Source organism: Clostridium sp. 'deep sea', assembly GCF_014931565.1.
Classification (GTDB): Bacteria; Bacillota; UBA994; order PWPR01; family PWPR01.
Genome location: NZ_CP063353.1, coordinates 2,938,702 through 2,952,467 on the forward strand (window position 1 = coordinate 2,938,702; position 13,766 = coordinate 2,952,467).

The 13,766-nt window shown below is 33.3% G+C and carries 13 protein-coding genes; 12 read left to right on the forward strand and 1 reads right to left on the reverse strand.

The annotated features are described in order from the left end of the window. Window positions 1-13 precede the first annotated feature (13 nt). The 11 genes from pth to IMX26_RS13685 all read left to right on the forward strand — a co-directional run bounded on the left by pth (window position 14) and on the right by IMX26_RS13685 (window position 12,747). On the forward strand, window positions 14-577 hold the full coding sequence (gene pth / locus IMX26_RS13635) for an aminoacyl-tRNA hydrolase (protein WP_195158927.1): 564 nt from the start codon (window positions 14-16) through the stop codon (window positions 575-577). A 47-nt stretch (window positions 578-624) separates the two neighbouring features. Further along, window positions 625-990, forward strand: a complete 366-nt coding sequence (locus IMX26_RS13640; RefSeq protein ID WP_195158928.1) for a hypothetical protein — start codon at window positions 625-627, stop codon at window positions 988-990. A 62-nt stretch (window positions 991-1,052) separates the two neighbouring features. Beyond that, complete coding sequence (gene mfd / locus IMX26_RS13645; RefSeq protein ID WP_195158929.1) at window positions 1,053-4,547, forward strand: transcription-repair coupling factor; 3,495 nt, start codon at window positions 1,053-1,055, stop codon at window positions 4,545-4,547. A 14-nt stretch (window positions 4,548-4,561) separates the two neighbouring features. Further along, on the forward strand, window positions 4,562-5,557 hold the full coding sequence (locus tag IMX26_RS13650; protein ID WP_195158930.1) for a peptidyl-prolyl cis-trans isomerase: 996 nt from the start codon (window positions 4,562-4,564) through the stop codon (window positions 5,555-5,557). A gap of 32 nt (window positions 5,558-5,589) precedes the next feature. Further along, window positions 5,590-6,150 (forward strand): stage V sporulation T C-terminal domain-containing protein, encoded by a 561-nt coding sequence (locus IMX26_RS13655; protein WP_195158931.1) that lies wholly within the window; start codon window positions 5,590-5,592, stop codon window positions 6,148-6,150. 140 nt (window positions 6,151-6,290) lie between these two features. Continuing rightward, window positions 6,291-7,907 carry a polysaccharide biosynthesis protein gene (locus IMX26_RS13660; protein ID WP_195158932.1) on the forward strand — a complete coding sequence of 539 codons (1,617 nt, stop codon included), beginning with the start codon at window positions 6,291-6,293 and terminating at the stop codon, window positions 7,905-7,907. A gap of 150 nt (window positions 7,908-8,057) precedes the next feature. Continuing rightward, window positions 8,058-9,674: a polysaccharide biosynthesis protein gene (locus IMX26_RS13665; RefSeq protein ID WP_195158933.1), complete on the forward strand. Its 1,617-nt coding sequence runs from the start codon at window positions 8,058-8,060 to the stop codon at window positions 9,672-9,674. A 1-nt stretch (window position 9,675) separates the two neighbouring features. After that, a complete protein-coding gene (gene mazG / locus IMX26_RS13670) occupies window positions 9,676-11,133 on the forward strand; it encodes a nucleoside triphosphate pyrophosphohydrolase (RefSeq protein ID WP_195158934.1) in 1,458 nt (485 codons plus the stop codon). 54 nt (window positions 11,134-11,187) lie between these two features. Next, window positions 11,188-11,475: an HU family DNA-binding protein gene (locus tag IMX26_RS13675; protein ID WP_195161411.1), complete on the forward strand. Its 288-nt coding sequence runs from the start codon at window positions 11,188-11,190 to the stop codon at window positions 11,473-11,475. Between the two features lie 13 nt (window positions 11,476-11,488). Beyond that, window positions 11,489-11,746 carry an RNA-binding S4 domain-containing protein gene (locus IMX26_RS13680; RefSeq protein WP_195161412.1) on the forward strand — a complete coding sequence of 86 codons (258 nt, stop codon included), beginning with the start codon at window positions 11,489-11,491 and terminating at the stop codon, window positions 11,744-11,746. 53 nt (window positions 11,747-11,799) lie between these two features. Continuing rightward, on the forward strand, window positions 11,800-12,747 hold the full coding sequence (locus IMX26_RS13685; RefSeq protein ID WP_195158935.1) for a SpoIID/LytB domain-containing protein: 948 nt from the start codon (window positions 11,800-11,802) through the stop codon (window positions 12,745-12,747). 117 nt (window positions 12,748-12,864) lie between these two features. Here IMX26_RS13685 and yabP read toward each other — a convergent pair whose 3' ends face one another. Further along, the gene (gene yabP / locus IMX26_RS13690) at window positions 12,865-13,152 is read right to left on the reverse strand and encodes a sporulation protein YabP (protein ID WP_195158936.1); all 288 of its coding nucleotides are present in this window, start codon (window positions 13,150-13,152) and stop codon (window positions 12,865-12,867) included. A 145-nt stretch (window positions 13,153-13,297) separates the two neighbouring features. Here yabP and yabQ point away from each other — a divergent pair, with 145 nt between their 5' ends. Next, the gene (gene yabQ / locus IMX26_RS13695; RefSeq protein ID WP_195158937.1) at window positions 13,298-13,759 is read left to right on the forward strand and encodes a spore cortex biosynthesis protein YabQ; all 462 of its coding nucleotides are present in this window, start codon (window positions 13,298-13,300) and stop codon (window positions 13,757-13,759) included. Window positions 13,760-13,766: the final 7 nt, after the last annotated feature.

Sequence of the window (13,766 nt, forward strand, 5' to 3'; positions counted from 1 at the left end):
TTAAGGTGATTATATGAAATATATTGTAGGGCTTGGAAATCCGGGTCGTAAATACGAAAATACACGCCACAACTTAGGTTTTGCAGTTATTGCCAAATTGGCTGAAAGATTAAATGTAAAAACCACCCAGCAGAAATTTAAAGGATTATTTGCAAAAACAGTTTACGAGGGTGAAGATATAGTATTACTACAGCCCTTAACATTTATGAATAATAGTGGTCTTAGTGTAGCTGCTTTAAAATCCTTTTATAAATGTGATTTAAGTGATATTCTCATTGTATATGATGATTTTGATTTTGAGGTTGGTAAAATGAGACTTAGAAAGCAAGGCAGTGCTGGTGGTCATAATGGTATGAAATCAATTATAAATAGTTTAGGAAGTAGTGATTTTCCTAGATTACGTATAGGTATAGATAAACCAGGATATAGTCAAATAGATTTTGTGTTAGGTAAATTCAGTGAGGATGAACAGATAATCATTGATAAGGTAATAGAAGAGGCTGTTAATAGTATACTATGTTTTGCTAAAGAAGGTATTGATAAAGCAATGAATAAATTTAACATTAATATAGAATAGGGCAATTTAAATTTTGGGTATACTAAAAAGAAAATAGGAGGACAAACTTGCGCATTATACTAGTATCATTATTTGCAGCGAGTTTAGCCTATGTTTTCAACTCAATTATTATAAGAAAAATAGGGCTGGCTGTTTTAACTGATTTAATACCTATCATAGAAGAGTTTTTAAAGACCTATTCTGCTGTGCAATTTAATATACCAATACTTTATGATCATCTAATATTTGGTATTGTAGAAGCTATAACAGATTTTTACGCTGGTGAAAAATTAGCTGCTATACTTAGCATAGCTTCTCACACTTTTTTTGGTTTATTAGCAACCTATGTTTATAGTCATTTAGGGCTATTATGGTCACTTGCAGCAAGCTCAGTAGCTCATATGATTTATAATAAAATTATGTTAACAAAATAAGTTTAGAGGACCCCCCATTACAATATTGGGGCTTTTTCTCGTTTTAAATGTGAGGTGATAATATGCATAATTTGCTAGAACATATTCGAAAACTATCTGCTTATGATGACTTAAAAAATAACTTAAATAACAGTAAAGGTGAGCAGGCGGCCTTTGGTTTAATGGGAACCCAAAAAACTGCTTTAATATCTTCACTACTAAATGATTTACAATGTGCATCAATTATAATTGCTAGTGAAGAGAAACAAGCCCTAAGCTGGCAAGAAGATTTACAAACACTTTTACCTGATTATAATGTTCTTTTTTATCCTAAAAAGGATATCAAGCTACAGCGTTTATTGTTGGCAGATAGCCACGATGCAACGAAATTAAGATTACAGGTAATGCAAGCTCTAAAAACTAATCATCAAGTTGTGGTTTTAACTACCATAGAGGCGATAATGGAGGCATTACCTAAACCAGAATCACTCTGGCAACTAGCAATTAAAGTACAAAGTGGCGGAATAATTGATCAGAACGATTTAATTAAAGAATTAATATCTTCTGGTTATAAAAGGACCAATCAAGTAGAGGCATACGCCCAGTTTAGTGTCAGAGGCGATATTATAGATATTTTTACGTTGCTACATGAATACCCGATAAGAATAGAGTTTTTTGGTGATGAGGTAGATTCTATTAGGTACTTTGATGTAAATGATCAACGTACCGTAAAAGTAGTAGATAACGTAACCCTGATGCCTGCATCTGAGTATAGCTTTAATATGAATAAAATGAACAGTGGACTTAAACTACTAGAGTCAGATATTAATAGAAATATAAAAGCTATTCCAGATAGTCAAATGAAAAATCGATGGCTTGAGGATTTGGCAATATTAAAGCAAGGCAATGGGGTAGCTGGTTATGAACAGTATTCAGCATATTTTACTTCACTCAATTATTCACTACTAAGTTACTGTGAACAACAACCACTTATTATATGGGATGAACCAGCTAGATTAGCAGATAGGGCTAGATTACTCTTAACAGAAATATTTAACGATAATAACTTGTTACCAAGACAACAGGCTACTTTACATAGTTATAGTAGTTTGGTTGATGACTCAACTAAAACTAAAAAATCATTAACACTATCACTATTATCAAGACAAGTTAAGCCCCATAAACCAACTGCCTTACATACTTTTGCAGCAAGGCAAGTTCCAGTATTTCATGGCCAAATAGACTTATTAATTGAGGAAATAAAACATAGAGTAAAGCAAAACTATCGGGTTTTAATAACCTGTAATGACAGCAGTAAACTTAAGGCTTTAGCAGATCAAATAAAAGGCTGTGGTATTGAATCCTTAGTTGTGGATAAATTTCCAGATAACTTAGCTGGAGGTCAGGTTTTGTTAACCCAAGGCAGTCTAAAAAAAGGATTTGAAATACCCGAACTACAGCTCATAATGATAACCGAGCATGATATCTTTGGAACAGTGAAAAGAGCCCGAAGAAAAACTACTGGACAAAAAGATAGTCGTAAAAAACTACTAGATTATCGAGAATTAAATGTAGGAGACTATGTAGTACATGTTTCTCATGGTATTGGTGTTTACCAAGGCTTAAAAACTATGGAGATTAATAATGTACATCGTGATTACCTTACAATTAAATATAAGGGCGAAGATCGTCTCTATGTACCTGTAGATCAAATTCAATTAGTTCAAAAATACGTAGGTTCTGAGGGTAATGCTCCAAGGCTTTATGCCCTAGGAAATAGTGAATGGCAAAAAGTTAAAAAGCGAGTAAAGGCTTCTGTTCAGGAGATGGCAAGTGAGTTGCTAAAGCTCTATGCCAAACGAGAAGCTGTAGGTGGTATTTCTTACCCTACAGATGATAAATGGCAAGATGAATTTGAAAATGCTTTTCCATTTAATGAAACCGAAGATCAGCTAAAGGCAATCCATGATATTAAGCAAGACATGATAAATCATACCCCAATGGATAGACTACTATGTGGTGATGTAGGTTATGGCAAAACTGAGGTAGCACTGAGGGCAGTGTTTAAGGCAGCTATGTTTGGTAAACAGGTAGCTATATTAGTTCCAACAACTATCTTGGCTCATCAACACTATAGAACATTTAAATCACGATTAACAAAATACCCACTTAATGTGGCTATGTTAAGTAGGTTTAGGTCTCGTAAAGAGAACTTAAAAACTATTGAAAGATTAAATCAAGGATTGGTAGATGTTGTAGTCGGAACCCACGCAATATTACAAGATAAAGTTAAATTTAAAGATTTAGGATTATTGGTTATTGATGAAGAGCAGCGTTTTGGGGTAGCCCATAAAGAAAAAATCAAACAGCTTAAGTCTAATGTAGATGTATTAACCTTAAGTGCAACTCCAATCCCAAGAACCCTACATATGTCTATGGTGGGTATGAGAGATTTGAGTTTAATTGAAACACCCCCAGAAAATCGCTATCCAGTTCAAACCTATGTTGTAGAATATGAAGCAAATCTTATTGCTGAATGTATAAAACGAGAGCTTGAGCGTGAAGGTCAGGTATATTTTTTACACAATAGAGTCAAAGATATAGAATACACCGCCGAAAAGCTACAAAAAATATTACCAGAGGCCAGAATAGCTGTAGGACATGGGCAAATGTCAGAGCGAAAACTTGAGCAGATTATGTTAGATTTTTTTAATCACGAGTACGATGTTTTAGTAAGTACAACCATAATAGAGAGTGGTTTAGATATCCCTAATGTAAATACCCTAATAGTTGAAGATGCTGATAAATTTGGATTATCACAACTATATCAATTGCGAGGTAGGGTTGGGAGAGCTAATAGAATGGCATATGCTTATTTAACCTATAGAAAAGATAAGGTACTTAGTGAAATAGCTGAGAAGCGTCTTAATGCAATTCGGGAATTTACGGAGTTAGGGGCAGGTTTTAAAATTGCGCTTAGAGATTTACAAATTCGGGGAGCAGGTAATGTATTAGGGCCGGAACAGAGTGGATTTATGATGCAGGTAGGCTATGACATGTATGTTAACCTATTAGAACAGTCTATTAGAGAATTAAAGGGAGAGCTACCAGAGCAAAAGTTCGAGTGCGAAATTGAGGTTGCTATAGATGCTTATATTCCTAATAGATATATTAAAGACAATAAGCTTAAAATAGAAATGTATAAAAAAATTGTTTCTTGCAGGCATGTTAACGATATTCATGATATCACTGATGAACTTTTAGATAGATTTGGTAATCCACCATTGCCTGTTAGAAATCTTTTATTAATAACAGAGATTAAGTCACTACTAGAGATACTAAAAATACAATCACTTAAAAGAACAAAAAATACCTTTAAGGCTGTATTTGCCAATAATGCTGCAATAAAACCAGATTCTTTCCAAAATTTATGGAAAACATATGGATCTCAAATACAATTAACTACCGGCTCAACAGTAATATTAAAATTATGTGTCAAATCAGAAGAACCGGAACAACAGCTTAAAGAGCTAAGTCGAATATTATATAAGCTAATTGAGTTTGAGAAAGAAGAATAAAAGAGGACTCTGTAATGATAATAGATTTTGCTAAAAAGAACATTATAGCTTTAACATTAACGGCTATTTTACTTATGCTAGTTATTGTATCTTTAATTATGGGAATTAAATGGGTTGCCTATATTAATAATAATGATATAGTAGCCTATACTAAATCTCATGATGAGCAACTAAATTTAGGAGGCTTATTAATAAGTCGCTCTAATAGACAAAGTATCGAAAAATGCTATAACGTATTTTATGATTTACTGCTTAAAGATCCTATAAACCAAAAAAGAGATACAACTGTGCAAATATTTCAGGAATATCTTAACTCTATATTGGTAGAAGCGGACACTATTGCAAATAATCTATTATCCCAAAAAGAAATTACTAATGAACAAGAAAAATTATTTTTATTAGTTATGGAACAAGCTAAAAGAAAAAATATACAGTTAACGGACTTATATAAAAAACATAAAACTAATGAAGATGAATTAAAATCATGCTTGCATAAACAAGCAATTTTAAGATTAGCTAAAAACATGCTTGGTGAAAAGCAAGTTAATGACGAGGAGGCTCATAAATTCTATATTGACAACCAAAATCAATATATAACTCCCCCCAAAGTTCAAGCAGTAATAATTACTCTTAAAAATCAAGATCAAGCTCAAATAGTTTGGAATGATATCAAAAGTGGCAGTGATTTTTTTGAAGTTTTAGTTAAGTATAATAAGCAATTTTCCTTAGCAGATAATACTCTAAAACTATGGGTTAAGAAAGGTCAACTTGATATTAATTTGGAAAAGGCAATATTTGACATGGAGATAGGAGAAAAAAGAGGAATTGTTACCACAGGTGAAGGGTATCATATTATTAAAGTTGAGAATGTAGTTAAATCACAGTTGCTGGAGTTTGAGGCAGTTAAAGATATAGTTAAAGCCGACATAAAAGAGCTCTATGTAATTAGCAAATGGAAAGAATATATTACTCAACTTCGTGCTAAAACAAGAATAATTGTTTGGCGCTGAACATTTAATGGAAAGGCAAAAGGGGGATATTAATGAAAGCAACTGGGATAGTACGTCGTATTGATGATTTAGGCCGGGTAGTTATTCCTAAAGAAATTCGCCGTACCATGCGTATTCGTGAGGGAGATCCTCTAGAGGTTTTTGTAGATCGAGAAGGATCCGTAATTTTAAGAAAATACTCACCAATAGGCGAATTATCTGAATTTTCATTAGAGTATGGTGAGGCATTATTTGAAACAACTGGTAAGCCAGTTATGATAACAGATAGAGACTCTGTAATTGCTGTAGCAGGTGGAGTTAAAGACCTAAAAGGTAAACGAATAGGTCCACAGGCCGATGCAGCTATGGAGAACAGAAAAAAACTAGAGATAAAAGTAGCTAATGATGCCTATGAGTTTAATGGTGGTTTACTACAACATGTAAGTAATGAGTATACATACTACCAAGCATTATTAGTACCTATTGTCTCACAAGGACAACCTGTTGGATCAGTAATTTTCTTTACCCGAGATAAACAAAGTCAACTAACTGAAATTGAACTTAAATTAGCCGAAACAGCTGCAGCATTTTTAGGAAAACAAATGGCCGATTAACTAATTAAATTTAATATTGCATCATATACTTGAGGTAGTACCTTTGTACTGCCTCTATTTATTTTTTATAGGGATTTTTTACTTTATTTAACATATGATTATTGCTATAATAAGTCAATAACCATAAGGGAGGGTGAGGCTTGAGTAAACAAACAAAAAAATCACTAGTAAGAAATGCAGCTATTCTATCATTTGGAGCGTTATTTTGTAGAGTATTGGGCGCTCTTTATAGAATACCTTTATATAGACTTATCAATGCAGAAGGTATTGGCTTGTATGCGACAGGATATAGTATATATGCCATGTTATTTGCTATTTCAGCAACGGGTATACCTGTAGCAATTTCTAAGTTAGTATCAGAAGAGACATCTAAAAACAGAATGGGCGAAGTAAAAAGAATATTTAGCTTAGCCACAATTTTAATAACCACGATTGGTTTTGTAGTAACAATTGCACTCATAATAACTGCTCCTTTAATAGCAAAATTAAATGGAGACCCCAGAGTTGTCTATCCCTTGGTGGCAATAGCCCCTGCGATATTTTTAGTGGCTTTAATGGCATCAATAAGAGGTTTTTTTCAAGGTCTGCAAATTATGTGGCCAACTGCAATTTCCCAAATTGTAGAACAAGTAGTACGAATTATAGCTGTGCTATTATTGGCATGGTACACCATTAAGCTAAATTCCAGTATAGAGATAACAGCCGCATCTGCTACTTTTGGCTCAACTATAGGTTCGCTATTTGGACTTATTGTGATAGTAGTTATCTATTTTGTTTATAAATCTAAAATTAATAAAAGAATTAAAGGCAACCCTAAAACAAGTAAACTCTCAAACAAACAACTTATTAAACGAATTTTAGCATACGCCATTCCAATTACCTTAGGAGCAATGATAATCCCTGTAATGAACGGTATTGATACTATATTAGTTAAAAATAGACTAATTAGTATTGGATATACTATAAAAGATGCTACTAAAATGTATGGAAACTTATCTGGTGGAGCCATGCCTTTAGTAAACTTGCCTTCTACCATAGCTAATGGGCTTGCCGCAAGCTTAGTACCTGCTATTTCAATTGCTAATCTGCATGGTAGAAAAAAAGAAGTAAAAGCTAAATCAGAGCTAGCAATTAAGCTAATTTTAATAGTTGGGTTACCTGCTGCGGCAGGCCTAAGCTTATTATCTAAACCTATTTCAATGATGTTATATAAAAATATTGCTCCTGGCATACTTTTAGAATTAGCTGCCTTTGCTGTAGTATTTTTAACACTGCAACAGGCCTGTACTGGTATATTACAAGGCCTTGGTCACACAAAAATTCCAGTAATTAATCTAACAATTGGTGCCATTATTAAGCTTGTACTTAATTATTTTTTAATAGCAATTCCTGCAATTAATATTAAAGGAGCTGCAATATCAACTATTATAGCTTATGGTGTTGCCTCTATATTAAACTTTAGGTCTGTTACTAAAATGGTTGGGTTGAAAATTAAGTGGAAAGACATGATCATAAGGCCTCTATTGGCAACAGCGTTAATGACATTAGTAACGTCATTTAGTTATAATTATGTCTCTTCTTTAGGAATATCAAACCTTATAGCTACATTATTATCTGTGGGGCTTGGGGTTGGTTTTTTTGGAATAGGTGTTATTCTAACAAAGTGTTTTACAGAGTCCGAACTTAATATGATACCGTATGTAGGAAATACGATAATAGCTATAGCTAGTAAGCTAAAACTGCTAAGAAAAGAGTAACATGCACTAAAAAATGAGTTAACTAAATATTTATAGTAGTTTAAAGAGTTGTATTGAATTATATTACAGCTCTTTTTTTATTTTTTTGTTTTAAGTATAAGCACTATTTGTTATAATAATTAATGTCGTTGTCGGAAAGTGGGGATTAAGATGCGAAAACAAAAACAAGCCTCTTTTGTAAAAAACGCAGCAATATTATCTTTTGCTGGTATATTTTCACGAATGCTTGGTGCGATTTATAGAATACCTTTAACAAGATTAATTGGTAGAGAAGGTATGGGTCTATACCAAATGGGTTATAGCATATATGCTCTATTGCTTGCTGTATCAGCAACAGGAATACCCGTAGCAATCTCTAAACTAGTTTCAGAAGAAGCTACTAAAAACAGAATGGGTGAAGCAAGGCGTATATTTAAGGTTGCAACAATTCTATTAACTTCGATTGGCCTAGTCTTTACAGTAGGTTTTATGTTAACTGCGCCATTCATTTCAAATAAAATTGTTAAAGAACCGAGGGCCTTGTATCCAATGTTAGCAGTTGCTCCAGCTATATTTATTGTAGCCCTGATGGCCTCAATAAAAGGATTTTTTCAAGGTTTACAAATGATGTGGCCTACAGCAATTGCTCAATTATCGGAGCAATTTGGTAGAATAATAACAGTTTTAGTATTATCTTGGTATTTAGTGAGCATTAATTCTAAGCTTGAAATAACAGCCGCTGGAGCTTCATTTGGTGCTGTGATTGGATCATTAGTTGGCTTGATTGTTATAATATTTATATATTTAAGAAGCAAACCTTTTCTTAATAAGCTAACAAGGCAAAGCCCAAGAGTAAGTAAAAGATCAACAAATCAAATTATTAAAAGAATCCTAGTTTTTGCAATCCCTATTACTATTGGAGCTATGGTATTACCATTAATGAACGGTATTGATACAGTATTAGTAAAAAGTAGATTGTTAGATGCAGGAATTGAATCAACAGAGGCTCTTAGCTTATATGGTGATTTAACTACTGTTATCCCTTTAATCAACCTACCATCTATGTTAGCCTACGCTTTAGCTGCAAGTTTAGTACCGGCTATTTCTATGGCTAGTTCATCTGGTAAGTGGAGAGAGGTAAGATCGCGTTCTAAACTGGCAATAAAACTAATTTTAATGATTGGTTTGCCTGCTGCTTTAGGATTAAGTATACTTGCTACACCTGTTACAGGAATGTTATTCGGTTTTACAAATTCAGCTAAGGTGTTGCAGATATTAGCATTTGCTGTTATCTTTTTAACGTTGCACCAATGTTGTACAGGTATTTTACAGGGTTTAGGGTATACTGGATTACCAGTAAGAAACCTGTTAATAGGTGGCGTGGTTAAAATTGTACTTAACTATACCTTAATAGCAATACCAGTGCTCAATATACGAGGGGCTGCAATTTCAAGTGTATTGGCCTATGCAGTAGCTTCTATCTTAAATGTAAGATCAGTATGTAAACACACTGGCTTAAGATTTGACATATTTGATATGATTGTAAGACCGTTAATAGCTACCGGAATAATGGGAATATTTGTATACGGAAGTTACAGTGTATTTGTAAAGGCAGAGTTTGCTAATTCGATATCGGCTTTGGCTTCTGTTATGATTGGTGTAGTTTGTTATGCGATAGCTGTGTTGCTAACTAAATGTTTTTCAAAGTCAGAATTAGAGTCAATACCTTATGTTGGTCCAATTATAATAAGAGTTGCAGGTAAACTAAGGCTACTAAGGAGAGATTAAATTGAGTAATCAACTAAGAATAATTGGTTTGGGACCAGGGTCTTGGAATCAACTTACCCTAAAAGCAAAGCATGAAGTAGAGAATAGTAAGTGCCTTATTTTACGAACCAAACATCATCCAATGGTAAAAACCATGTCACAACAAGGAATAAAATTTAGTACATGTGATAATTTTTATGACGAAGTTAACACATTTACGGATGTTTATGATAATATATGTAAGCATGTCATATCAAACTTTAAGGATAATAACTTGGTACATTATGCTGTACCAGGGCATCCATTAGTTTTAGAGAAAACAGTTAAGCAGTTAATAGAATTATGTAGAGAGAAAGAGATAGAGGTAGAAATTGTATCTGGTATTAGCTCACTAGATGTAATCTATAGCTATCTAAAAACAGACCCTTCAAATGGTATTATTGCTTTAGATGCCTTAAATTTACCTTCTAAATCAATTTGGTCAGGTAAAGAGTTGCTAATTACGCAAGTTTATAATAAACTAACAGCTGGTGATTTAAAATTAGTATTATTAGAAGAATATGACGCAGAACATCAAATAAAAATACTTAAATCTATTGGTATAGCCAGTGCTGAAACAGTAATTAATGTTCCCCTATATCAATTAGATTGGCATGAGTTTGATCATCTTACTTCTGTATATGTACCTGCAGATAAAAGCGCTTCTTTAAATGCTATAAGTAGGTTAGAGGATATACTTGAAATACTAAGGTCACCCCATGGTTGTCCATGGGATAGAGAGCAGACTCATAGTAGCTTAAAAACTTCATTGCTTGAAGAAACATATGAAGTTTTAGAGGCGTTAGAACTAAAAAACATGGATATGTTATGTGAAGAACTGGGAGATTTATTATTGCAAATAGTTTTTCATTCTCAAATTGCCAAAGAAAATAACGATTTTTGTTTAAAAAATGTAATAAAAAGCATAAATGAGAAGATGATTAGACGTCATCCGCATGTATTTGCTGATAAAATTGTCAATAATACTAGTGAAGTTCTACATAATTGGGAACAAATAAAGATGAAAGAAAAATCATCTAAACAAAATGGTCCTATTGGCTTACTTGATAATGTGACAGTCACCCTGCCAGCATTAATGCAGGCAGCCAAAGTACAAGAGAAAGCAGCACGAGTAGGATTTGATTGGGATGATATAAGCCAAGTATGGGACAAACTATTTGAAGAAATAAATGAGTTACAAGAAGCAAAAGGTGATACTGAAAAAGCAGAAGAACTTGGTGATGTGCTTTTTGCCGTTGTTAATTTGTCACGCTTTATGGATGTAGATAGTGAAGTAGCGCTACTGCAAACTGTGCAAAAGTTTAAACGACGGTTTAAATATATTGAAAAACAAGTTGAACTTAGCGGAAAACAGATAACTGAGTTTACGCTATCAGAACTTGATGCCTTCTGGGAAGAGGCTAAAAAAAATAGGTTATAGACTGTAGGAGGTGCTCTTATGAGCAAAAATGGAATGGAAATGAAAAATCCTGTTATTAACAAGAGCGCATTAGTTAAAGCTATTGCAGAGAAAACAGCGTTAACAAACAAGGATGTAGACAAGGTTGTATCAATGTTTTTAGATGAGATTTCTAAATCTATTGCAGATGGCGTTAACGTACGTTTAGTTGGTTTTGGAACATTTGAAAGAAGAATTAGACGTGGTCGTGAGGGACATAATCCTCGTAAACCTGAGGAAAAGGTTTATATACCTGCACACTATGTACCATCTTTTAAAGCTGGTAAAAACTTAAAGGAGATTGTTAAAAAGACAGTTGAATAATGAACTAGCAACAATAAGACTAGACAAGTACCTTAAAATTTCTAGAATTATTAAAAGACGAACATTAGCTAAAGAAATTTGTGATCAAGGTCGAGTTAAAATAAACGACAGACCCGCAAAAGCAGGTAGTGATGTGACTTTGGAAGATATTTTGGAGATTGATTTTGGTAGTAAAATAGTTACGTTTAAAGTTTTGCAAATTTTAGCTCATGCTAATAAGGCAGATGCCTCAGCAATGTATGAGGTTTTAAAAGAAAGTCACGTAATATAATACATGAAACCTCCCACGTAGGTGATACTAAGAAAAAGTGGGAGGTTTTTTTGTTGAGAAAAACAATAATAGTTTTTATAGCAATGTGTTTGCTGTTTGTTGGCTGCTCTAATGGTGCTGAATCTAATAAGCCTGAAATCCCTGAGGCTATTAAAACAGCTGACAATACTGAGCCAACAATTAAGTTGTATGATGATAAAACTGGAAAAATAACAGACGTTAAATTCGAGAAATACATAGAGGGTGTTGTAGCTGCTGAAATGGATGTAAACTGGTCAGTAGAGGCACTTAAAGCTCAGGCCATTTTAGCTAGAACCTTTACCTTAGAGAAAATTGCTGATACTGGAGGAGTTCCAGCTAGAGGTGCCCATGCCTCAACCCTTATAGAAGAGTTTCAAGCATACGATGTTAGTAAAGTAAATGACAGTGTTAAAAAAGCAGTTGAAGAAACAAGAGGACAAGTATTAGCTAATGATAATAAGTTCATAAAATCTTGGTTTCATGCTTATAGTGGTGGCTATACAGCTACAGCAATAGAGGGTTTAGATTACGATAAAGTACCAACACCCTATATACAGACCGTAGAGGATCCTGGAAAATCAATAGTTCCCCAAGAGATAAGTGACTGGAATGCAGCTATTAAAAAAGCAACTATAAGAGAAAAAGTAAGTGCCAAAACAGGCTCTACAATACCAGATTTTAGCGAAATAAAAATAGCAGAGAGTGGTCCATCTGGCAGGGCTATTAAAGTTGATATAGGTGGAGTTGTTGTATCAGCTGCTCAATTTAGATTAGCGCTTGATAGCAAAATTGTTAAATCAACTTTTTTTAAAAGCATAACAGTAGAAGGAGATACTGTAAAAATGGTAGGACAAGGATATGGTCATGGGGTAGGAATGTCACAGTGGGGTGCAAAGTCAATGGCTGACTCTGGAAAAAATGCAGAAGAAATAGTAAAGTACTTTTTTAAAGACGTTACCTTAGTTAAAATGTGGCAGTAAAAAGGTCAGTTTAAATTTAACTTACCTAAAAATAAAAAACTAGTTATAAGTTCAAAGATTAAAAGTAGGGTAAAATTACCCTACTTTTTTAAGATTATTTTGTTCTATAAAACAAGTCTACTTGAATAATCTAGCAATAAGACCTTGTTTTTTACGACTAAAGCCCTCTGGACCTACATCTTCAAGGTAATCAAGAGTTTTAACTACACCCTCTATTTCTATGTGGCTATCGTCTAAATTTAGTTGCTTTATATGTAGCTCTTCACCTTGAACTAATAACATGCCTAAGTCAGTTTCTAAAATAATTTCTTCATCATTGAAGCTACTAATATGAAGAACGCCTTGTATTAGAAGTTGCTCTCTATTAGTAATAATCATGCGATGCTCTTTATTGTTTTGTTCCATTTTGTCCCCTCCTTGATTTTATAGCTAAAAACCTTTTAGCCATTGGCTCACTTATGTATATGAGAAAAATCTTTTTGATATGTATCACTACTGTAATAAATATTGCATATAATAATATACTGATTTTCAAAACTTTATAAAGCAGGTGATTAGCATCGATACAGCATGGCAATTTATTTCTATCATAAGCCTATTAGTTACCGGATTAGTAGTAGCATTTATACATGATATTTATAGAGCACTTATCAAAGCAATGCGTATTAAAGGTATTGTATTTGCTGTTGCAGAAATTATCTTTGCCTTTGTAGTTTTTATTTTTGTAAGCGCTGTTATGGTTTGGTTAACATCAGGAACTTTAAGGCCTATCTATCTTATCTCAATTATTGTTGGAATTATTTTCTATTATTTAATTTGGGGTAAGAGGATTCAAAATGTTCTTAAGAGATTTATAATAATGTTAAAGAGAGTGGTCTTTAAAATTGTTGGCTTTATAGTGAGAGTTTGTTACGTTATAGGTCGAATAATAACTTGGCCCCTCGAGGCAGTTTTTAAAATTACTACTTGCATTGCTAATGGTTTTACCTGTATTATGAAAATAAAGAGATAACTAGCTA